Here is a 24,177-nt window from a genome sequence, read left to right on the forward strand (position 1 = left end):
TCCTCAGGCCATTCCGAAGTTGTTGTCGAGCAGGTCGAACAGTTCGTCGGCGCTGGCCGAACCGATCGCGTCGGTGTCCGCCGGGCCGGTGTCGGGCGCCGTGCGCCGGGCCCAGGTCCGTACGAGGTCCTGCAGGCGCGCGCCGAGCTCGTCGGCGCCCTGGGCGCGGGGGTCGGCGGAGGTCAGGGCCGCCTCCAGCGCCCGGAGTTCGGCGAGCGCGGGAACGGCCGGTCCGGGACGGGCGCACAACCCGTCGTACAGGTGGTCGGCGAGGGCGGTGGGGGTGGGATGGTCGAACACCACCGTCGCGGCGATGGGGACGCCGGTCGCCGTGCGCAGCCGGTTGCGGAAGGACACGGCGAGCATCGAGTCGAACCCGACGGCGGAGAACGCCTGGTCGGCCGGGACGGCCTGGCGGCCGGTGTGGCCGAGGACCGCGGCCGCGTGGTCGCACACCAGGTCGAGCAGCAGCCGGCGTCGCGCGGGTTCGTCCAACGGTTCGAGCCGGCGGGCGAGTTCGGCGGCCGCGTCGTCCTCGTCGTCCCGCGTGGCGTCGCCCGGGGCGGAGGCCGCCTCGGGCAGTTCGCTGAGCAGCCGCAGCGCGCGGGGGTCGGGCACCGCGGCCACGACGCGATCCCAGCGGACGTCGGCGAGGATCGCGGCGGGTTCGTTGTGGTCCAGCGACTGCTGCAGGGCGGCGAGGACCGTGTCCGCATCCAGGGGGCGCTCCACCGCGTCGGATCCGGCGGGCGCGGGTTCCTGGCCGCCGAGGGCGAGGGTGACGCAGCGGCTGCCCCGGTCGCGGCGGTCGCGGGCCAGCGCTTCGAGGGCGGCGTACGCGCTGGTGGCGGCGCCCCGCCGGGCGGCCCCCCAGACACCGCTCAGCGGGAACAGCACGGCGAGGGCGACGGAGTCCGGTGCCGGGTGGCCGTCGAGCAGCACGTCGAGGTCGGCCACCGGGCCGAGAGCGGAACGCAGGGCGCCCTCCAGATCCTCGGGGGTGAGTTCGGCGAGCGAGGCGCCGGGGTCATGGGCGCGGGCGAGGTGGACGGCGACGGTCAGGGGTGCCCCGCCGGGCGGGCCGGCCAAGGGGTCCCCATCGTCGGGAACGGTCAACTCGGCGCCCAGTTCGGCGAGTTCGTCGCGCAGGGCGGCCACGGCCACCTGGTCCGCGCTCCGGTCCCCGGCCAGGACGACATGCCGGGCGCCACGACCGGCCAGCCAGCGGGCGATGTCCGCGCCCAGCACCCCGGTGTCGCCGGTGATCAGGGCGGTGCCTCCGGCCGGCGTCCAGTCGCGGCCCGTCGAGGCGTCGGGGGCCGGGGCGTGGACGAGTCGCCGCGCGTGAGCGCCGGTGGGCCGTACGGCGAGGTGGTCCTCCTCGTGGCCGCCCGCGAGGAAGGCGGCGAGGCGGCGCGCCTCGTCGGGGCCGGGGCTCGGCGGCAGGTCGGCGATGCCGCCCCAGCGCCCCGGCTGTTCCAGGCCGACGACCCGGCCGAGTCCCCACAGCTGGGCCCCGCCCGGACGGGTGAGCCGCTCGTCGGGGTGGACGGCGACCGCGCCGCCGGTCACGCACCACAGCGGGGCGTCGATCCCCAGGGTGTCCAGGGCCTTGAGCAGTTCGAGGGTGGCAGCGGTTCCGGCGAGCACCGGGGCCCCTTCCGCCGTCGCGCGCTCGTCCAGGGCCAGCAGGGACAGCACGCCGGAGACCGGCCGGGCCGCGTCCGCGACGGCGTCGGCGACGTCCTGCGCGGTCCGGGCCGCGTCGCCCGCGTCGACGGTGACGGTACGGGCCCGCGCGCCGCCGAGCCGCAGCGCGACCTGGCACGCGCCGACGAGTGGGTCGTCGGTGTGCTGCTTCGGTACGACGAGAAGCCAGTCGCCGTCGAGCGGCGCGGCGGGCGGGTCGGCCACCGGCTGCCAGCGGACGCGATAGCCGAAGGACCGTACGGCGTCCCGGTCGAGCCGGGCGCGACGCCAGCCGGACAGCACCGGCAGCACCTCGCGCAGCGCCGGGGCGAAGCCCTCCGGTGTGGCGTCGGCGTCCGCGCCGAGGGCGGCGGCCAGCCCGGCCGGGTCGCCGCTGTCCACGGCCGCCCAGAAGCGGTCCTGTGCGGCGCCGCCGTCGGCCGCGCCGGCCGGCGGAGCGGTGCGGCCAGGGGTGGGCAGCCAGAACCGGGTGCGCTGGAAGGCGTAGGTGGGCAGGGGGACGGGTCGGGCGCCGGGCGCGGCCTCGGCCACGACGTCCGGCCAGTCCACCGGGGCTCCGGTGGTCCAGGCCTCGGCGAGCGAGGCGAGGAACCGCGCGGGGTCGCCGTCGTCGCGCCGCAGCGTCCCGACGGTGGTGACGGTCCGGCCCGCCCGCTCGGCGGTTCCCTCGACTCCGGCGGTGAGCACGGGGTGCGGGCTCGTCTCGACGAAGAGGTCGAAGCCGGCGTCCAGCAGCCGTTCGGTGGCACGCGCGAACTCGACGGGTTCACGCAGGTTCCGGTACCAGTAGTCCGCCGTCAGCAGCGATCCGTCGAGGGGTTCACCGGTGACCGTGGAGTACAGCGGGGTCCCGCCCGTGCGGGGCGTCACGTCGGCCAGCGCGGCGAGCAGGTCGTCGCGGACCCGGGCCACCTGGTCCGAGTGGGCCGCGTAGTCGACGGGGATGCGCCGGGCCCGTACGCCGTCCCTCTCGCAGGCCGCGAGGAGGTCCGTGAGCGCATCCGGCCGGCCGGCCACCACCACCGCGTCGGGGCCGTTCACGGCGGCCACGCAGACCTGGTCGCCGTGGGGTGCCAGGAGGGCGCGGGCCCGGTCCTCGGAGACGGCGAGGGACACCATGCCGCCGGCCCCGGCCAGCGCCACGAGGGCCCGGCTGCGCAGGGCGACGACCTTGGCCCCGTCCTCCAGGGACAACGCCCCCGCCACCACGGCGGCCGCGATCTCCCCCTGGCTGTGCCCGACCACCGCCGACGGCTCCACACCGCAGGACCGCCACAGCGCGGCCAGCGACACCATCACCGCCCACAACGCGGGCTGCACCACATCCACCCGGTCCAGCGACGGCGCACCCGGCTCGCCGCGCAGCACACCGGTCAACGACCAGTCAACGTACGGAGACAGCGCCCGCTCGCACTGCGCCACCCGCTCCGCGAAGACCGGAGCCGCATCCAGCAGAGCCGACCCCATCCCCGCCCACTGCGAACCCTGACCGGGAAAGACGAAGACGGTACGGCCGCCGCTGCGGGCCTGTCCCTCGACGGCCCCGGACGCGGCCGACCGGTCCGCGAGGGCGGCCAGCGCGTCCAGCAGTTCACGGCGGCCGGTGCCGACGACGACGGCCCGGTGCGGGAGGGCGGACCTGGTGGTCGCCAACGCGTGGGCGACGTCGGCCGGCCGCAGTTCGGGCCGTTCGGTGAGGTGGGCGTGCAGCCGCGCGGCCTGTTCGCGCAGGGCCGGCTGCGAGCGGGCGGACAGGAGCCAGGGCAGCGCGGGCGACGCGTGGTCGTCGGGCCGGGCACCGGTGCCCTGAGCGGCGGTGGGCGGCTCCGGGGCGGCGGGCTCCGGGGGCGCCTCCTCCAGGACCACATGGGCGTTGGTGCCGCTCATGCCGAACGCCGAGACTCCGGCGCGCCGGGGGCGGCCCGGGGCCGTCCAGGGGCGGGCCCGGTCGAGGAGCCGGACGGCTCCGCCGGACCAGTCGACCCGGGAGGTGGGGTCGTCGGCGTGCAGGGTCCTGGGCAGCGTCGCATGCCCCATGGCCAGGACGGTCTTCATCAGTCCCGCGACGCCCGCCGCGGCCTGGGTGTGGCCGAGGTTGGACTTCAGCGAGCCCAGCCAGAGCGGCCGGTCCGCCGGGCGGCCCTGGCCGTAGGTGGCCAGCAGTGCCTGGGCCTCGACGGGGTCGCCGAGGACGGTGCCGGTGCCGTGCGCCTCGACCATGTCGACGTCGGCGGTGGTGAGGCGGGCGTGGGCGAGCGCCTCGCGGATCACCCGCTGCTGGGCGAGGCCGCTCGGGGCGGTGAGGCCGTTGCTGGCGCCGTCCTGGTTGACCGCCGTACCGCGGACCAGGGCGAGCACGGGGTGCCCGAGACGCCGGGCGTCGGACAGCCGCTCGACGAGGATCATGCCGGCGCCCTCGCCCCAGCCGGTGCCGTCGGCGCCGTCGGCGAACGAGCGGCAGTGGCCGTCGGGCGAGAGACCGCCCTGCTTGCTGAACTCCACGAACACGTCCGGGGCGGCCATCACGGCGGCGCCGCCGACGAGCGCGAAGGAGCAGTCACCGGCGCGCAGCGCCTGACCGGCGAGGTGCAGGGCGACCAGTGAGGAGGAGCAGGCCGTGTCGAGGGTGACGGCCGGGCCCTCGATGCCGAGCGTGTACGCGATCCGGCCTGACGCCACGCTGGTGACGTTGCCGCTCAGCAGATGCCCTTCGACGCCGTCGGACGACGTGCCCGGCCCGGTGCCGTAGCCCTGGGAGGCCACGCCGACGAAGACGCCGCCGCGGCTGCCGCGGACCGACAGCGGGTCGATCCCGGCACGTTCCAGGACCTCCCAGGAGGTCTCCAGGAGGAGCCGCTGCTGCGGGTCCATGGCCAGCGCCTCACGGGGCGAGATCCCGAAGAAGCCGGCGTCGAAGTCGCCCGCCCCGTCGAGGAATCCGCCGCCGGAGCTGTAGAAGGTGCCCGGCCGGTCCGGGTCGGGGTCGTACAGGGAGTCCAGGTCCCAGCCCCGGTCGGTGGGGAAGGCGCCGATGGCGTCCACCTCGTCGGCCACCAGCCGCCACAGGTCCTCCGGGGCGCGCACGCCCGCGGGGAAGCGGCAGGCCATCGCGACCACGGCGAGCGGGTCGTCGGCGGGATCGGTGGCGTGCGGGGCCGGGGGTGCGGTGGTGTCCGGGCCGTCGGCGGGCCGTGCGGCGCCCGTGAGGCCCTCACGGATGTGCCGGGCGAGGCCGGTCGCCGTGGGGTGGTCGAAGAGGCCGGTGACCGGCAGGCGGAACCCGGTGGCGGCGACGAGCCGGTTGCGCAGTTCGACGGCCGTGATGGAGTCGAAGCCGATGTCGCGCAGCGGGCGTTCGGGGTCGACCCGCCCGGCCGACGTGTGGCCGAGGATCGCGGCCGCCTCGGTGGTGATCAGTTCGACGAGGAGCCGGTCGCCCTCCGCCTCGGGGAGGGCCGTGAGCCGGTCGCGCCACCCGCCGGCGTGGTCCTCGGGCAGGGCGGTGCCGGCCGCGGGCCCGCCCTCGAAGGGTTCTGCGGCCCCGGGCGCCCCGGCGGTCTCGGGCAGTGCGCCCAAGAGCCTGCTGGGGCGTCCGGAGGTGAAGACGGGGACGAACCGCCGCCAGTCCACATCGGCGACGACGACCTCGGTGTGCCCCGTGTCCAGCGCCTGGCGGAGTGCGGTCAGCGCCGTTTCGGGCCGCAGGCCGACGAGGCCGTGCCGGCGCAGTCCGGCGCCGGCGTCGCCCTCGGCCATGCCGGTGCCCTCCCAGGGCCCCCACGCGACGGAGAGCGCGGTGCGCCCGTGGGCCCTGCGCCGGGCGGCGAGGGCGTCCAGGTGCGCGTTGGCGGCGGCGTACGCGGCCTGGCCGCCGCTGCCCCAGGTGCCCGCGATGGAGGAGAACAGCACGAAGGCGTCGAGCGGTTCGTCGGCGAGGAGTGCGTCGAGGTGGTCGGCTCCGTCGGCCTTGGCGGCCAGTTCGGCGTGCAGTCGTGCGGGGGTGCACTGCTCGGTGGGGGTGTCGGAGACGGTGCCTGCGGCGTGGAAGACCGCGCGCGGTGTGTCCCCGGCCGCCCGGAGCCGCTCGACGAGCGCGGCCGTCGCGTCCCGGTCGGCGAGGTCGCAGGCGGCCACGGTGACCCGGGCTCCCGTCTGCTCCAGCTCGGCGACGAGCGCCGCCGCGCCGGGGGCGGCCGTTCCCTGCCGACCGGCCAGCACGAGGTGCTCGGCCCCTTCCCGGGCCAGCCAGCGGGCGACGTGCCGGCCGATACCGCCCGTGCCGCCGGTGACCAGAACGGTTCCCTGGGGGCGCCAGCCGGTGGGGGCCGCTACGGCGCCGGTGGGGGCTGGTACGGCGCCGGGGGTGACCTGGCGGTCGGGGGTGACATCGTCGCCGGTGGCGGCGGCATCGTCGCCGGTGGCGGCGGCATCGTCGCCGGTGGCGGCGGCATCGTCGCCGGGGATGACCCGGCCGCCGGCGGCCGGGAGGCCCTCCGGGGCGGCTACCAGCCGTCGGCCGAGCAGGCCGGACGGGCGTACCGCGATCTGGTCCTCACCGGCGAGCCCGTCCGTCGTACCGTCGCCATGACCGGCGTCGACGCCGTCCACGCCCCCCAGGCACGCGCACAGCCCGCGCAGGGCGGCGGGGTCGAGCCGTTCGGGGAGGTCGACCAGGCCGCCCCAGCGGTCGGGGTGTTCCAGGGCGGCGACCCTGCCGAGTCCCCACACGCGGGCCTGGGCGGGCGACGGCGGCGTGTCCTGGCCCGCCCCGACCGCGCCGGACGTGACGCACCACAGCCGGGCGGGGCTGCCGGTGTCGCCGAGGGCCTGGAGAAGGGTCAGGGTGAGGGCGAGCCCCGCCCCGAGCGGCGCGTCGTCCGGGTGCGGGAGGTCGGTCAGGGCCAGCAGGGAGAGCACACCGGTGAGCCCGGCGGGGAGCCGTTCGGCCAGTTCCGCGCGTCCGGCGCCGACGGCGATCCGCACGACGGTCGTCTCGGCGCCGTGCTCCGCGAGGGCTCGCTCGACGGCCGCGGCCGTCTCCGTGACCGCGGGGTCGTCCGGCACCGCGAGGAGCCACGAGCCGGACAACCGGATGCGGGCAGGCAGGGCGAGCGGCTGCCAGTCGACGCGGTAGTGGTGCCGGGCGGCGGCCGACTCCTGGTCCCGACGCGCGCGCCAGGCGGACAGCGCGGGCAGTACGTCACCGAGCGGCGCCCGCTCGTCGAGTCCCAGCAGCGAGGCGACCGACGGCACGTCGACCGTGCCGACCAGGTCCCAGAAGGGGTCCGAGCCCATGGTGGCGCGGTCCGCGTCCTTCCCGGCGGCCGGGCGCGGCCAGAACCGCTCGTGCTGGAACGGGTAGGTGGGCAGGTCGACATGCGGGGCGGCGGTGCCCTCGTGCCCCGCGGTCCAGTCGACGGCGACCGCACGGACGTGCAGGCGGGCGAGGGCCGCGACGACCGAGGCCGCCTCCGGCCGGCCCTTGGGCAGCAACGGGATCGCCGTCACGCCGGGCTCCCCGGGCCCGTCCTCCGGCAGACAGGCCGGCACCAGGGCGGAGAGCACTCCCCCCGGCCCGGCCTCCAGGAACGTCGTCGCGCCCTCGGCCACCAGACGCCGCACGCCGTCCATGAACCGCACCGCGCCGCGCACGTGCCGCACCCAGTACTCCGGGGAGCACAACTCGGAGGCGGGGGCGAGCTCACCGGTCAGGTTGGAGATCACGGGGATGCGGGGCTCGGCGTACGTGAGGCCCTCGGCCACCTCGCGGAAGGCGTCGAGCATGTCGTCCATCCGGGCGGAGTGGAACGCGTGGCTCACGGTGAGCCGCCGGGTCCGGCGGCCCTGGCGGCGGAACTCCTCGGCCGCGCGCAGGACGGCGTCCTCGTCACCGCTGATGACGGTGGCCGCCGGTCCGTTGACGGCCGCGATGCCGACCGTGCCGTCTGCGGTCTCTGCGAGGAGGCCGAGGTCGCCGAGCACCCGGAGCACTTCGTCCTCACCGGCCTCGACCGCCACCATGGCGCCGCCGCCGGGCAGTTCGTCCATCAGACGGCCGCGGGCGGCGACCAGGGCGCAGGCGTCGGGCAGGTCCAGCACTCCGGCGACGTGCGCGGCGGCGAGCTCGCCGACCGAGTGGCCGATGAGCAGGTCCGGGACGACGCCCCAGTGGTCCAGCAGCCGGAACAGCGCCACCTCCAGCGCGAACAGCGCGGGCTGGGTGTACCGGGTGCGGTCCAGCAGCGGGGCCCGCTCGTCGCCCTCGGCGGCGAACAGGATGTCGCGCAGCGGCAGGTCGAGGTGGGGGGCGAAGTGGGCGAGCACGTCGTCCAGCGCGTCGGCGAACACCGGCTCGTCGCGGTACAGCGCGGCTCCGGCGGCGGCCCGCTGGCTTCCCTGACCGGGGAAGAGCAGCACGGTACGCCCGGGTGCCGCCTGGCCGGTGACCAGGTCCGGGTCGGACGTCCCGACGGCCAGGGCGCCCAGCACGCGACGCGCGGCCGTCTCGTCGTCCCCGGGCACGGCGGCCCGGTGCTCCAGCGCGGCCCGTCCGCGTACGAGCGCCAGGGCCACGTCGGGCAGCGGCGTGCCGGGGTTCGTGTCGAGGTGGGCGAGCAGTCGGGCGGCCTGGGCGCGCAGCGCGGCGGGCGTCCGGGCGGACAGGAGCAGCGGCAGCGTCCGGGCCGGGGAGGGGCGGGTCCGCCCCACGCCGCCGGTCGCGGTCTCTGCGGGCGTGCCGTCCGCCTCGCCCGTGCCCTCCGCATCGTCCGCGTCGGGTGCCTGTTCCACGATCACGTGTGCGTTGGTTCCACTGATGCCGAACGAGGAGACGCCGGCGCGACGCGGGCGCCCGGTCCGGGGCCACGGGGTGGGCTCGCCGAGGAGCCGTAGGCCCGCCGTGTCCCAGTCGATGTGGGTGCTGGGCTCGTCGGCGTGCAGGGTCCGGGGCAGTTCGCCGTGGCCGATGGCGAGCACCATCTTGATGACGCCGGCGACGCCGGCGGCGGCCTGGGTGTGGCCGATGTTGGACTTGACCGACCCCAGCCACAGCGGCTCGTCGCTGGTCCGTCCGGCCCCGTACACGGCCTGGAGGGCCTGGGCCTCGATGGGGTCGCCGAGCCGGGTGCCGGTGCCGTGCGCCTCCACGGCGTCGATCTCCGCGGCCGTGACCCGGGCATCGGCGAGCGCGGCCCGGATGACGCGCTGCTGCGCCGGTCCGCTGGGCGCGGTCAGGCCGTTGCTGGCGCCGTCCTGGTTGACGGCGGTGCCGCTGAGCACCGCGAGCACCCGGTGGCCGTGGCGGCGGGCGTCCGAGAGGCGTTCCAGGAGGAGCATGCCGACGCCCTCGGCCCAGCCCGTGCCGTCGGCGCCGGCCGCGAACGCCTTGCAGCGGCCGTCCGGGGCGAGTCCGCGCTGGCGGCTGAACTCGACGAACAGCTTGGGCGTGGTCATGAGGGTGACACCCCCGGCGAGGGCCTGCGCGCACTCGCACCGGCGCAGGGCCTGGGCCGCCAGGTGCAGGGTCACCAGCGAGGAGGAACACGCGGTGTCCACGGTCAGCGCGGGCCCGTCGAGGCCCAGTTCGTACGAGATCCGGCCCGACATCACACTGGCGGTGTTGCCCGTCATGACGTGGCCCTCGGAGACGCCGGGCGCGCCGTCGAGGACGCCGGGGTAGTCCTGGCCGTTGGTGCCGACGAACACGCCGACCGGGCGGCCGCGCAGTGCGGTGGGGTCGATACCGGCGTGTTCGACGGTCTCCCAGCAGGTCTCCAGGAGCAGCCTCTGCTGCGGGTCCATGGCCAGGGCCTCGCGGGGCGAGATCCCGAAGAAGGCGGCGTCGAAGCCGCCGGCGTCGTGGAGGAATCCGCCGCGTCGGCTGTAGGTGGTGCCGGGCCGGTCCGGGTCGGGGTCGTAGAGCCTGTCGGCGTCCCAGCCCCGGTCCGCGGGCCAGTCGGCGATGACGTCCCGTCCTTCGGTGAGCAGCTGCCAGAAGGCGTCCGGACCGTGGGCGGCGCCGGGGAAGCGGCAGCCGATGCCGATGATCGCGATCGGGTCGTCGTCCACGGCGACCGTCCCCCCGGGGAGGGCCGCGTCGGCCTCCTCGGTCCCTGGGCCCGACGGGCCGAGTTCGGCGAGGAGATGGGCGGCGAGTGCCTGCGGTGTCGGGTGGTCGAAGAGCAGGGTGGTGGGCAGACGCAGTCCGGTGGCCGTGCCGAGCCGGTTGCGCAGTTCCACGGCGGTGAGGGAGTCGAAGCCGAGTTCGGCGAAGGCCCGGCCGGGGGCGATGTCGGTGGCCGCGCCGTGGCGCAGCACCGTCGCGGCGTGGGTGCGCACGAGGTCGGTGATGTGGCGGGACCGTTCGGCGGCGGGGAGCGCGGCGAGCTGCCCGCGCACCTGCCCGTCCTGCCCGTCCTGCTCGGCGGGTCCGGCCTGTGCCGGGGTCCGCGCGCCGGCGGCTCCGGGCAGGCTGCTCAGCAGCGCCGTGGCGCGCAGTCCGGCGGCCTCGCGGAAGCGCTGCCAGTCCACGTCGGCGACGACGCAGAGTTCGTCGTGGTCCGTGAGGGCGGCGGTCATGGCCCGGACGGCCGCCCGGGGCTCCATGGGGGTGATGCCGAGGCGGCGGAGGCGGTCGGCGATCCGGTCGTCGACCATGCCGCCGCCGGCCCAGGCGCCCCAGGCGACGGACGTGCCCGGCAGCCCGGCGGCCCGGCGTTCGGCGACCAGGGCGTCGAGCGCGGCGTTGGCGGCGGCGTAGTTGCCCTGGCCGGCGCTGCCGAGGACGCCCATGAAGGAGGAGAACACGACGAAGTCGGCGAGGCCGATGCCGTCGGTGACCTCGTGCAGCGTGCGGGCGGCGGTGACCTTGACGCGCATCAGGGTGGCGAGACGGGCCGGGTCGAGGGCGTCGAGGGTGCCGTCGTCGAGGACCCCGGCGGCGTGCACGACCGTGGTGAGCGGCTGCTCCTCGGGGATCGCGGCGACGACCGCCGTCAGCTGCGCGCGGTCGGCGACGTCGCAGGCGGCGACGGTCACCCGCGCGCCGAGCGCGGTGAGTTCGGCGCGCAGTTCGTCCGCGCCGGGGGCGTCGGGTCCGCGGCGGCTGAGCAGCAGCAGGTGGGCCGCTCCCCGCTCGGCGAGTTCGCGGGCGACCTGGGCCCCGATCCCGCCGGTGCCGCCGGTGATGAGGACGGTGCCGCTCGGGCTGTGGCGGGCCTCGGCCGGACGGCCGGGACCGACCGGGAGCAGGCGGCGGCCGTACACGCCGGAGGAGCGCACGGCGACCTGGTCCTCGTCGGTGACGCCGGCGAGGACCGCGCCCAGCCGGTCCGCGGCCCGCTCGTCCAGCACGGTGGGCAGGTCGACGAGGCCGCCCCAGGCGTCGGGCCGTTCCAGGGCGACGGTCCGGCCCAGTCCGGCGACCGCGGCCTGCGCACTCGCTCCCGGCCGCTCGCCGCCGCCCACGGCCGCCAGGGCCCGGGTCGCGCACCACAGCGGGGCGTCCGTCCCGGTGTCGCCGAGCGCCAGGACGAGGGCGAGGGTCAGGGACAGCCCGGCGGGCACGTCGGGATGGGCGGGGTGCGGGCGCGTCTCCTCGGCCAGCAACGAGAACACGCCGGCCACGGGCTCCGCGCCCGACGCGGCACGCAGGGAGGTCGCGAGGGATTCCCGGTCCTGGTCGGGGGCGGAGACGACGACGGGGACCGGTACGGCCCCGGCCGCCGTCAGCGCGGCCAGCACATCGGCACCGCTGTCGGCCGCCGGAAGCACGACGAGCCACCGCCCGGACAGCGACGCCCTCGGCGCGAGCGTCAGCGGACGCCACCCCACACGGTGACGCCAACCGTCGGCGCGCCGCCCTCGTATCCGTTCGGAGCGCCACGTGGACAGGGCGGGCACTACCTCGCCCACCGCCCCGGGGTCGACCCCCAGGGTGTCGGCGAGGGCCGCGGAGTCCTGGGACTCGATCTCCCGCCACAGTCCGTCGTCGGCCGGGGCGGCGGAGTCCGAAGCCCGCGGGGCCTCCAGCCAGTAGCGGCGGCGCTGGAACGGATAGGTGGGCAGGTCCACGAGGCGGGCACCGGTGCCGGCGAGGGCCGGCTTCCAGTCGACCGGGAGCCCGCGTACGAAGGCTTCGCCGAGCGCGTGGTGCAGGCGCCGCAGCCCGCCCTCGTCGCGCCGGAGCGTACCGAGCACGACGGCCTCGCAGCCCGCCTCGTGGACGGTCTCCTCGATGCCCATGGTGAGCACGGGGTGCGGGCTGACCTCGATGAACCCCGTGTACCCGGACTCGGCGAGGGTGCGGACGGCGGGTGCGAAGCCGACGGTGGCCCGCAGGTTGCGGTACCAGTAGTCGGCGTCCATCCGAGCGGTGTCCAGCCAGCCGCCCTCCACGGTGGAGTACAGCGGCACGTGGGCGGCCGTCGGCCGCAGTCCGGTCAGGGCCTGCAGAAGCGTCTCGCGTATCTCCTCCACGTGGGCGGAGTGCGAGGCGTAGTCGACGTCGATGCGCCGGGCCCGTACGCCCTGGGCCTCGCAGTGCGCGAGCAACGCGGCCAGGGCGTCGGGGTCGCCGGAGACCACCCCGGCGGAGGGGGCGTTGACGGCGGCGATCGACAGTCCAGGGCGGTCGGTCAGCAGCTCGGCCAGGCGGTCGTGCCCGAGGGCCACGGAGACCATGCCGCCGCGTCCGGCCAGCACACCCAGCGCCCGGCTGCGCAGGGCCACGACCTTGGCCCCGTCCTCCAGGGACAGCGCGCCCGCCACTACGGCGGCGGCGATCTCACCCTGGCTGTGACCCACGACCGCGTCCGGCACCACACCGAACGACCGCCACACCTCCGCCAGCGACACCATCACCGCGAAGAGAGCGGGTTGGACCACATCGACCCGGTCCCACGCCTGCCCCGAGCGCACGGCGTCCAGCAACGACCAGTCCACGAACGGCGCCAGAGCCCGCTCGCACTCCTCCATCCGAGCCGCGAACACCGGCGACTCCGCCAGCAACTCCCCCGCCATGCCGACCCACTGCGAACCCTGACCGGGGAAGACGAACACGACCGGCCCGGTGGCGGAGGCCTCGCCGTGCGCCACATCCGCGCCGGGCGTGCCCTCGGCCAGTGCCGCGAGCCCTTCCTCCCATGCCCGCCGGTCCCCGCCGACCACGGCACGGTGGTCGAACAGCGAACGGGACGTCAGCAAGGAGAAGGCGAGGTCGCGGGCGGCGGGCCCGGCGGTGTCCCGAAGCAGGGGCAGCAGGCGACGTGCCTGGTCGCGCAGCGCGTCCGGGGTACGGCCGGAGAGCACCAGGGGCACCGGGGAGGTGTCGGGGTGGGTCTCCGGCGACGGCTCGGGGGTCGTTTCCGGTTCCGGAGCGGGAGGCGCTTCCTCCAGCACGAGGTGGGCATTGGTCCCGCTGATCCCGAACGAGGACACTCCCGCCCGGCGCGGACGCCCCTCGACCGCCTCCCACTCCCGCTGCTCCGTCAACAACTCGACCCCGCCCGAAGCCCAGTCCACCAACGGCGTCGGCTCATCCACATGCAACGTCTTCGGCAACGCACGCCGTTGAAGCGCCATCACCATCTTGATCACACCAGCCACACCCGCAGCCGCCTGCGCATGCCCGATGTTCGACTTCAACGACCCCAGCCACAACGGCCGATCAGCCGACCGCTCCCGCCCGTACGTCGCCAGCAACGCCTGCGCCTCGATCGGATCACCCAACCGCGTCCCCGTACCATGCGCCTCCACCACATCCACATCGGCAGCACTCACACCCGCCGACGACAACGCCGCCCGGATCACCCGCTCCTGCGCACGCCCACTCGGCGCCGTCAACCCATTACTCGCACCGTCCTGATTGACAGCGCTCCCCCGCACCACCGCCAACACCCGATGCCCATGGCGACGCGCATCCGACAACCGCTCCAGAACCAGCAGCCCCACCCCCTCCGCCCACCCCGTCCCACCCGCCGACGCCGCGAACGACCGACACCGCCCATCCACCGACAACCCACGCTGCCGCGAAAACTCCACGAACGTCCCCGGCGACGACATCACCGTCACCCCACCCGCCAACGCCAGCGAACACTCCCCCGCCCGCAACGCCGACACCGCCAGATGCACCGCCACCAACGACGACGAACACGCCGTGTCCACCGTCACCGCAGGACCCTCAAGCCCCAACGAAAACGCCACCCGACCCGACAGAACGCTGCCGGCACCGCCGGTCAGCCGCTGGCCGTCCACGCCTCCGGCGGGTATGTGCAGTGCGGGTCCGTAGTCGTGGTACATGATTCCGGCGAAGACTCCGGTGCGGCTGCCGCGCAACGCGTGCGGATCGATACCCGCCGCCTCCACCGCCTCCCACGACGACTCCAGCAACAACCGCTGCTGCGGATCCATCGCCAACGCCTCACGCGGCGAGATCCCGAAGAACTCCGCATCGAACTCCGCCGCATCATGCAAAAACCCGCCATGCCGCGTATAAGACGTCCCCGGCCGATCCGGATCCGGATCGAACAACCCCTCCACATCCCAACCCCGGTCCACCGGAAACCCCGACACACCGTCCCGACCCTCAGCAACCAACTCCCACAACCCCGCAGGCGACACCACCCCACCCGGCAACCGACACGCCATCCCCACCACCGCCACCGGCTCCCCCACACCCGCCTGGGTGAGGGCCTCCGGGGCCGGGGTGTCGCCGTCCGGCGCGTTCCCGAGGTGCCGGATCAGGGCCTCGGGTGTCGGGTGGTCGTAGATCAGGGTGCTGGGCTGGCGTGTGCCCGTCGATCTGCCGAGGAGGTCGCTCAGTTCGACGCCCATGAGGGAGCTGAAACCGAGTTCCTTGAAGGTGGTACCGATCGGCACGGCGTCGGGCGAGCCGTGGCCGAGGACGTGGGCCACGTGTGCGCGCACCAGCTCCGCCGGTGCGGGTCGGCGGTCGCCGGGGTCGGTCGGGGAGGCCGTCTCGGGTTCCGGCGACGGGAGTTCCGGGGCGGCCGGGCCCTGCGGGAACGATGTGCCGGGGGAGCCGAGCCAGTAGCGCTGCCGTTGGAAGGCGTAGGTGGGCAGGGCGACGCGGCGTGCTCGGGAGCAGGCGAAGAGCTGGTTCAGGGTCCCGGTGGCGCCGCCCACGTGGAGTTCCGCGAGCGCCGAGAAAAGCGCGGACCCTTCGTCGCGGTCCCTCCGCACGGCGGGGACGAAGAGCTGGTCGGCGCCGTCGGGCGCGCAGTCGCGGGCCATGGTGGAGAGCACCGCGTCCGGCCCGATCTCCAGGTGGAGGACGATACCGCGGGAGTGCAGGGTCCTGACCCCGTCGAGGAAGCGGACAGCGTCGCGGGCGTGGCGGACCCAGTGGTCGGGAGAGCGGAGTTCGTCCTCGGTGGCGGTCCGGCCGGTCAGGTTGGAGACCACGGGGAGGTGCGGTGTGCGGTAGGTGAGACTCTCGGCGACCTGGCGGAACTCGTCGAGCATGCCGTCCATGTGCGGTGAGTGGAAGGCGTGACTCACCCGCAGTCGTCTGGTCCTGCGGCCGCGGTCGCGCCAGCGTCCGGCGAGGCGCAGCACGGCACTCTCGTCGCCGGAGAGCACGGTCGAGGCCGGTCCGTTGAGCGCGGCCACGGCGACCCGGCCTGCGAACTCGGCCAGGTCGGGGCCGAGTTCCTCCTCGGACGCCTGGACCGACACCATGGCGCCGCCACCCGGCAGTTCGTCCATCAGACGGCCTCGGGCCGCGACGAGCGAGCAGGCGTCCGGCAGGTCCAGTACGCCGGCCGCGTGTGCCGCGACCAGTTCGCCGACGGAGTGGCCCAGTACGGCGTCCGGCGTCAGACCCCAGTGTTCGAGCAGCCGGTGGAGCGCGGTCTCGAAGGCGAAGAGCGCCGGCTGGGTGTAGCCGGTCCGGTCGAGCAGGGCCGCGTCAGGGGTGCCGCCGCTGTCGAGGACCAGGTCCCGCAGTGGCCGGTCGAGGTGGCGGTCCATCTCCTCGCACGCCGCGTCGAAGGCGTCCGCGAAGACGGGGAAGGTGGCGTGCAGCGCCGCGCCCATGCCGGGCCGCTGACTGCCCTGCCCGGTGAAGAGGAACGCGAGGCCGCCCTCGCGTGCGGTGCCCTCCACCAGGCGCGGCGCGGGGCGGCCTTCGGCCAGGGCCGTGATCGACGCGAGGAGGTCGTCGCGATCGGTGGCGAGGGCGACCGCGCGCCGCGCGAAGTGGGTACGGGTCGTGGCGCAGGAGTACGCGATCTCGCCGGTCCCGAGTTCGGGGCGGTCGGCGAGATGGCCGAGCAGGCGTGCCGCCTGGGCGCGCAGGGCGGGCTCGTCGCGGCCGGAGAGGGCGACGGGGGCGGGCAGCGGGGCGTACGACGGGTCGGGGGCCGCGGGAGTGCCCCGGCCGCGCCAGTCCGACAGCACCAGATGGCAGTTGGTGCCGCCCATGCCGAACGAGCTCACTCCCGCGGTCCTCGGCAGGTCGTCGTGGGGCCAGGGCGCGAGTTCTCGCTGGACCGTCAGATTGAGGCGGTCCAGGGGCACCGAGGGCGGCGGGGCGGTGAAGTTCAGGCTGGGTGGCAGGGCCTGGTACTCGATGGACAGGATGACCTTGAGCAGGCCCACGACACCGGCGGCGGCCTCCAGATGGCCCACGTTGGTCTTGGCGGAGCCGACGGCCAGGGGCCTGCCGGGTGTCCTCGCGGTGCCGAGTGCCGCACCGAGTGCCGCGGCCTCGACGGGGTCGCCTGCCTTCGTTCCGGTGCCGTGCAGTTCGACGTACTGCACCTGGTCGGGGCGGGTCCCGGCGCGCCGGTGGGCGAGCCGGATCACCTCGCGCTGGGCGCTCTCGTCGGGGACGGTCAGCCCTGAGGAGGCGCTGCCGGCGTTGTTCACGGCGCCGCCGAGGATCAGGCAGCGGATGCGGTCGTCGTCGGCCATGGCCCGGTCGAGGGTCTTGAGGACGACCAGGGCTCCGCCCTCGCCGCGTACATAGCCGTTGGCGCGTTCGTCGAAGGTGTGGCATCGCCCGTCCGGCGAGAGGGCGCCGGAGCCGGCGGCGACGAGCGCGCCGTCCAGGGCGAGGTTGAGGTTGACGCCGCCGGCCAGGGCGGCCGTGCAGTCGCCGGCGCGCAGGCTCTCGCAGGCCAGTTGGACGGCGACCAGGGAAGAGGACTGGCCGCTGTCGACGGTCTGGCTCGGCCCCCGCAGGTCGAGGGCGTGGGAGAGCCGGTTGGCGATCATGGTGCGCTGGGTGCCGACGGCCGTGTGGCGGGTGATGCCGGCGGCGCCCAGGCGGGCGCGCAGGGTCGCGTAGTCGTCGGTGGCGGCGCCGACAAGGACGGCGGTCGGGCTGTCGGCCAGGGTGCCGGGGACGATGCCGGCGTGTTCCAGGGCCTCCCAGCCGAGTTCCAGCACCAGGCGCTGCTGGGGGTCCATGGCGGTGGCCTCGCGCGGGGAGATCCCGAAGAAGGAGGCGTCGAAGAGGTCGGCCCGGTCGAGGAAGCCGCCCCACCGCACGCGTTCGGCGTCCGGTGCCGCCCCGGCCGACATGATCGCGTCGGCGTCCCAGCGGTCGGACGGCGCCTCGGTGATGGCGTGCCGGCCCGTCGCGAGCAGCCGCCAGAACGTCTCCGGGTCGGGCGCGCCGGGCAGTCGGCAGGAGTATCCGACGACCGCAATCGGCGTGCGGGGATCCCCGTCGTCCTTGTTTGGCATTTCTTCCATTTCCGGCTTCCCGGCCATCCGGGCAAGAGGAATTACTCGGGCCACGGAAGAACTCTGACAGTCCCGCATAGCGTTTCGATAGCGCGGCCCGCGACATCAGACAGTGGCTCGAAACAGAGTCAGATGACTCTTTTCGCGGGGCCGGGCGATGGGTACGGTAGCTGCGCATCAGTGGTCTCGGCGGCCTTGTCGCGCAGTTGGCACACCGAGTGCATCATGTCCTGTTCACGTCTTTTCTTGTTCGAGATACGCGGGAGTCGGCCATGACATTGGGCTTTCTGTTCGGCGGCGGAGTCGGCACGGAAGTGCATGGTCTGGAGATGTACGAGGCCCATCCCGTGATGTGGGACCTGTACGAGCAGGTCTCGCAATGGACAGGTCTCACGGTGGGCCAGATCCTCGAGGGGGAGCTGCCGGAGCCCCAGGAGGAGCGGCAGAGCGCCGGGACGATCCGTGAGACGGCACTCGCCCTCGGCATCCACGACGTGCTGGCGGAGCAGGGGCTCAGCCCGGCGGTGCTGGGCGGACTGAGCCTCGGCGCCATGACGGCGAGCTGTCTGGCGGGCTCGATCGGGCGGCGGGAACTCTTCGAGATGCTGGCGCACGCCCGTCACACACCCGAACTGTCCGCCGAGGAGCCGGAGCAGGGCCTCGCGCTGGCGTTCGCACCGGCCGAGAGCGCCCTGGCGGCGGCGTACCGGGGCGAGGGCCGGGCCGGGGTGCATCTGTCCGGGGACTTCGGGCCGACGGCCGACGGGGCCATGCGGATCCTGATGCTGTCGGGCGAGCGGAAGGCACTGGACGCGCTGGCGGCCGACCTTCCGCCGGGCACCGTCGCCCCCTTGCCGGACCGGCCGATCGCCGTGCACTCGCCGCTGCGCGGTCACTGCCGCGAGTTCATGGCACCGCACATCGACGCGATGCCGTTCAAGGCGCCCGAACTGCCGCTGGTCTCCTGCCTGGAGCGCAAGACCCTGACCACGGCGGAGGACGTACGGGATCTGTTCGACCGGAACCCCACGGACCCGATCAGCCTGGTGGACGTCTGCGACGAGATGAAGGACCAGGGCGTGCGCCTCGGCCTCATCATGGGCGGCTCGATCCCGGACGGCATTCTCAGGTTCCCGTTCCCGGTGGTGCACGTCGACAAGCCGGAGCACATCCAGCAGGTGCTGACGAGTGTGTACGAGTTCGGCATAGACCTTTCGCCGGCGCGGGCCCGGTGAGCGCGCCGGCCGACGTGTCGCCCGCCGTGCGGGGCACGGAGTGCGACACGCTGATCGAGGACTGGCTCGAAACCGACCTCGACGCGTGGACACGGAAGGTGGTGGGGCGGCACTTCCACCCGGAGACCGGCAGCCCGTACTGGCTGCGGCGCGCCGCCCGACTCGACTTCGACGCACGGGACATCACCCGCTATGAGCAGCTCACGGCGTTCGGTCCGTTTCCGGTGGACATCCTGCGCTCCCAGGACCCGACGGACCTCGTGCCGCTCGACGTACCGCGCCCGCTGAGCGGCCGCGTCTGGGACACCGGCGGCACCACCGGCACACCCTGCCGGGTCTTCTACACGCCCGCCATGCTGCTGCACCGCGGAGCGTGGCGCCGCTGGTCCTTCGTCACCGAGGGGTTCGCCCAGGGGCGGACCTGGCTCCAGGCGACCCCCACGGGACCGCATCTGATCGGCAACGGCGTGTGGGAGGTGTCGGATCTGTACGCCGGGCAGGTGTACGCCGTCGACATGGACCCGCGCTGGGTCAAGCGACTCATCCGGGCCGGCCGACTGGCGGACGCGGCCGAGTACACCACCCACCTGCTGGAGCAGGTCGCCGACGTGCTCACCCACGGCCGGATCGACTACCTCAACACCACCCCCGCGCTCTTCCAGGCGCTGGTGCGCCGCCATCCCGACCTGGTCGCACCGCTGCGGGGGGTGCGGCTGAGCGGCACGCAGTTGAGCCCGGACATGTACCGCGGCTTCGAGGCCGCGATGGACGACGGCATCTGCGGTCGCAGCTACGGCAACACTTTCGGCAACGCGGCGGGCCTGCCCGTCGAGCAGAACGCCGAACTCATGCCCTATGTTCCGAATTACCCGCAGGTGACAATGAATGTCGTACGCAAAGAGGACTGGTCAACGGCGGTGGAATACGGCACCGTAGGACAGGTTCGACTGACCGTGCTGCACGAAGACCTGTTCCTTCCCAACATCCTCGAACGCGACCAGGCGCTGCGTTACGACACCGGCTCGAGATGGCCGTCCGACGGGGTCGCGAATGTGACTCCGCTACAGACCACTTCGTCGGCTCCCGAGGGGCTCTACTAAGACTCCGCAAAGAAAGTTCAGGCCTCCGGACATTTACTCACCGGTTTACGAATAGAGTTCCGACGTACTGCAAAGAGTACACGCATGATACTGATCGACCGCAAAGACGAACTGTTCACGTTACACGAATTCCTCGCGGCCAGCCGTCGCGGCAATGGACACGTCGTCCTCGTCAGCGGCTCCGTAGGCATCGGCAAGTCCGAGTTGCTCTATGCCTTTGCCGAGGAGGCGTCCGCGACCGGTTCCGAGGTCCTGCGAGCCGTCGGTCGAGAAGAGGAGCGCGACGTCCCGTTCGGTATCGTCCATCAACTCGTCCGGGACATTCCGCTGCCCGCCCCGCTGCGTACGCGGATGACCGTCCTGGAGAACAGCTTCGCCTCCGAGCCGCCCGCCCGTCATGAGTCGGCCGCCCTGCAGGCCCATGTCGCCCGCGGCCTGTGCCGCGCGCTGCTGCACGCGGCCGGGGCGGGCGGCCTGCTGCTCTGCGTCGACGACGTTCAACACACCGACTCCGCTTCCCTGAGCTGTCTGCTCCAACTGCTCCCGCACACCAGATCCGCCCCTGTGATGCTGGTGTTCAGCCGCCCGGACAGTGCCCGCCACTGTCCCCCGCTGTTGAGCACCGAACTGCTCCGCCATCCCTTCTACCGGCGTGTCCGGTTGGCTCCCCTGTCCCCGGAGGGCACGACCGAGCTCACGAAGACGGCCCTGGGCACGGAGGAGGCACAGGCCCTCGGCCCCGCCTACCACTCCCTGAGCGGCGGCAACCCCTTGCTCGTCCACGCCCTGCTGAGGGACCACCGCGACCGGGTGGACGGTGCCGGTGACGGCGACGCCGGGTCCGAAGTCCCGCCCGCGGGAGAGGAGTTCGCGCAAGCGGTGCTCGCCTGTCTGCACGGCCGGGAGCCGGACATCCTCGGCGTGGCCCGCACGATGGCGTTGCTGGACTCCTGCTCCTCCCCCGACCGCATAGGCCGCCTGCTCCAGCTCGGTCCGTCCTCGGTGGCGAACGCGCTGCGGCACATGGAGGCCGCTGGGCTCGTCGACGGCAACCGTTTCCGTCATCCGGCGGCACGGTCGGCCGTCCTGGACGACATACCCTGGGGCGTTCTCTCCCAACAGCGAGTCGACATCGCGGAGTTACTCCACCATGAGGGACTTCCGACTCCCACGGTCGCCCGGCATCTTGTCGCCGCGCGACACGTGCCACCCTGCTGGGCAGTCCCCGTGCTGATGGACGCCTCCGAGCAGGCGCGCCGAAGCGGCGATGTCGGCTTCGCCCTGGAGTGCCTGGAACTGGCGCTCTCCGGCTCCGACGACGCACGCGAGCAGGCGCTCACGACGATGATGCTCGCGCGGCTGGAGTGGCAGCTCAACCCCTCCATGGTGATGCCTCGTCTGGGGCCGCTGTCCGAAGCGCTGCTGACGGGCGTCCTGCCCGCCCAGCTGGCCGTGCCGCTCTCCCGTGCCCTGCTGTGGCACGGGCGCTTCGACGAGGCCGCCGAGGTGATCCGCGCGCTGGGCCCGAAGGTCCCGGGCCCCCAGGGCCTGTTCACGGAAAACAGGGAGTGGCTGCGGAACCGCTACCCCACGATGGTGCCTCTCCTCCCCGCCGCCGAGGACGGCCCGGGCATCCGCGACAGCAGGGAACCCGCGGCCGCCAGACCCGTCCTGCTCGCCGAGACCGTCCTCGGCTCGACACTGCGCAACGGCGGCGACGAGTCCAGCGCCTGGAGCGCCGAACAAGTGCTGCGCTCCTGTCCCCTGGACGACAGCAGTCTGTACGCGCTGGAGTCCGCGCTGCTCTCGCTCGTCTACGCGGACCGGCTCGGCCAGGCCTCCGTCTGGTCGGCCAAGCTCCTGCAGAAGGCCACCGCCCGGCAGGCACCCACCTGGCAGGCGAAGCTCACCGCGATCCGCGCCGAACTGGCCCTGCGACAGGGCGATCTGAACGAGGCCTGCACCCTCGCCCGCTCCGCCATGACCCATCTCTCGCCCCGCAGTTGGGGAGTCGCCGTCGGTGCGCCGCTGAGCACGCTCGTCCTGGCCGCGACCGCCATGGGGGCGGACGACGTCGCCGAGGAGTACCTGCGGCACTCGGTACCGGAGGCGATCTCCGAGTCACGGTACGGCCTGCAGTATCTCTACGCCCGGGGCCATCACCATCTGGCCGCGGGCCGGGTGCACGCGGCCCTGGACGACTTTCTGCGCTGCGGCGACCAGGCCCGCGCCTGGGACATGGATCTGCCGTCCTTCCTGCCCTGGCGCAGCGGCGCGGCGGCCGCGCATCTGCGCCTCGGGCAGCGGGACCAGGTCCGCCGACTCGCGGACGCGGAGCTGGCCCGCCCCGGCAGCGCCAAATCCCGCAGCCGCGGCGTCGCCATGTGCCTGCTCGCCGAGATAGCCGAACCGCGGCGCCGGGCGAGCCTGCTGCTGGAAGCAGTCAGTGTCCTGCGGCTCACCGGGGACAGGCTCGAACTGGCCCGGGCACTGGCCGCGTTGAGTTCCGCGCAGCGCGCGATCGGTGAGGCGGAACAGGCAAGGCGAGCGCTGTACCAGGCGCTGCACCTGGCCGATGTGTGCGGCGCCGAACATCTGCAGCCCTCTCTGGCGCCGCGCGGCAGGGAGGAGACACCGCCCGACCCGGGCACCGTTCCACGCGATCCCCTCAGCGCGGCGGAGCGACGGGTGGCGTCCCTGGCCGCCCTGGGCAACTCCAACCGTGAGATCGCCGACCAACTGTGCGTCACCATCAGCACGGTGGAACAGCATCTGACCCGCGTCTACCGCAAGCTCAACGTCACCAGGCGCGCAGATCTCCCCAGAGAGTTCAAAACCCTGACCGTCGGATCCATCTGAGCGAACCGCGCCACACTCCCCATGACGGGCGCCGCCGAGTCTCGCGGAGCCCCTGGCGCCGGTCGCGCCGGCTCACCACGGCGCCAGGCGCTGAGAGGGCAGGTGGTGGGCACGGCTGTGGTTGCCGTCGATCACGCCACGCGCCGACGAAGCGGCACCGCCGCTGCCCCGCGACGGGGTACATCGCCCCGCGCCGCCCCTCCGGCAACGCCGGCCACTCCAGCTTGCCCGCGGTGTCCGCCTCCTGAAGCGGCGTGTGCAGCACGATCGACAGGTCCGGCCGCGCCGACAGCCGCAACACGCCGGACTCGAAGCACAGCAGCCCGAGCACCGGGTGGTTCATCTCCTTGCGGATCTGCCCGGCCTCCTCGATGTCCCGCCGCTCCCACAACTCGCTGAACTCCGCACTCTCCAGCTTCAGTTCGGCCGGCCACCGCTTGGAATGCCTCGTCGTCCTGGCGGGTGCAGCTCGGCGAGGACGTAGGGGTGGCGGCGCTCGGTACCCGCCTGCTCGCCGAAGCCCTCCAAGCGGAACGCGTCCGTCTACATCTTCTGTTGAGATGGGGGCGCATCCCTCCATGAAGAGTCGACACACGCCTGCTCCCTCATTCTTCCGTGCAGATTCGAATCGGTCCGGTCGACCGATGACCTTGGTCCGAGCGCCCTGCGACGATGGAGCGGCTGTGAATGACTCGCTGACTGCGGGTCAGTAGTCGCGAGAGGGATGCATGGTCGGCCATCGCCGATGAAATCACGTACCAGCACGCGAGGGGACGTTGTGGCTATCCATCTTCTCGGTCCGATATCCGTGTTCACGGACGGTCATCCGCACGGCGTGGGATCCAGCAAAGTCCGGACCATGCTCGCCGTCCTCGCCCTGGAAGCGGGCCAGGCGGTTTCCCATACTGATCTGGCGGACGAACTCTGGTCGGGCGACACCGTCCGCAATCCCCGCAACGCCATGCAGGCACATGCCACCCGGGTACGCAGGGTGCTGAAGGGCGAGGGCGGGCGGTGCGGCTCGGGGACCACCGTGCTGCGCTCCGTACCCAACGGCTACGTCCTGGACGTCCCGCGCGAGCACATCGACGGGCATCGGTTTCTCGACCTGGCGTCCCAGGCCGCGACGACGCTGGCCGACGCCCCCGAACGGGCACTTCGTCTGCTGGACTCCGCGCTGCTCCTGTGGCGTGGTCCGGCCCTGCTGGACGCGGGCGACGGGCTGCGCTGCCGCAGCGCCGCCCGGCTGTTCGAGGAGAGACGTCTCTCCGCCCTGGCGGATCAGGTGCGGGCTCGCATCATGCTCGGAGACCACGCTCGGGCGATCGCCGAACTGCACCGGCTGGTGGCCCAGTTCCCGTTGCGGGAGCATTTCTGTGATCTGCTCATGCTGGCGTTGTACCAGGTCGGGCGCCAGAGCGACGCCCTGGAGCAGTTCCGGCTGGCCCGGCAGCGTCTCGACGAGGAACTGGGCATCAGGCCCGGGGAACTGCTCCAGCGCCGGCACGCGGAGATCCTGGCGCAGGATCCCGCGTTGGCGCATGCCGGCCTCGTGTGAGCGG

Annotated in this window: 6 protein-coding genes; 4 read left to right on the forward strand and 2 right to left on the reverse strand. The window is 73.9% G+C overall.

Annotated elements, in window-relative coordinates; all coding sequences use genetic code 11:
• Window positions 1–3: 3 nt before the first annotated feature.
• Window positions 4–17,430: a type I polyketide synthase gene (locus tag P8T65_RS06045; RefSeq protein WP_316724343.1), complete on the reverse strand. Its 17,427-nt coding sequence runs from the start codon at window positions 17,428–17,430 to the stop codon at window positions 4–6.
• A gap of 263 nt (window positions 17,431–17,693) precedes the next feature.
• Here P8T65_RS06045 and P8T65_RS06050 point away from each other — a divergent pair, with 263 nt between their 5' ends.
• The 3 genes from P8T65_RS06050 (at window position 17,694) to P8T65_RS06060 (ending at window position 22,615) form a co-directional block, all read left to right on the forward strand.
• Window positions 17,694–18,656 carry an ACP S-malonyltransferase gene (locus tag P8T65_RS06050; protein WP_316724344.1) on the forward strand — a complete coding sequence of 321 codons (963 nt, stop codon included), beginning with the start codon at window positions 17,694–17,696 and terminating at the stop codon, window positions 18,654–18,656.
• Window positions 18,653–19,756 carry an arylcarboxylate reductase gene (locus P8T65_RS06055; RefSeq protein WP_399098424.1) on the forward strand — a complete coding sequence of 368 codons (1,104 nt, stop codon included), beginning with the start codon at window positions 18,653–18,655 and terminating at the stop codon, window positions 19,754–19,756. Before P8T65_RS06050 ends, P8T65_RS06055 begins: the two co-directional genes overlap by 4 nt.
• An 84-nt stretch (window positions 19,757–19,840) precedes the next feature.
• Window positions 19,841–22,615 (forward strand): AAA family ATPase, encoded by a 2,775-nt coding sequence (locus P8T65_RS06060; protein WP_316724345.1) that lies wholly within the window; start codon window positions 19,841–19,843, stop codon window positions 22,613–22,615.
• Here P8T65_RS06060 and P8T65_RS47200 read toward each other — a convergent pair.
• Window positions 22,587–23,195, reverse strand: a complete 609-nt coding sequence (locus P8T65_RS47200) for a hypothetical protein (protein WP_399102990.1) — start codon at window positions 23,193–23,195, stop codon at window positions 22,587–22,589. The genes P8T65_RS06060 and P8T65_RS47200 overlap by 29 nt on opposite strands.
• A 255-nt stretch (window positions 23,196–23,450) precedes the next feature.
• Between P8T65_RS47200 and P8T65_RS06070 the strand changes: the two genes are divergently transcribed.
• Window positions 23,451–24,173: a BTAD domain-containing putative transcriptional regulator gene (locus tag P8T65_RS06070; RefSeq protein ID WP_316724346.1), complete on the forward strand. Its 723-nt coding sequence runs from the start codon at window positions 23,451–23,453 to the stop codon at window positions 24,171–24,173.
• Window positions 24,174–24,177: the final 4 nt, after the last annotated feature.

The sequence above is a fragment of the Streptomyces sp. 11x1 genome (assembly GCF_032598905.1).
In the GTDB taxonomy this organism is placed as follows: domain Bacteria; phylum Actinomycetota; class Actinomycetes; order Streptomycetales; family Streptomycetaceae; genus Streptomyces.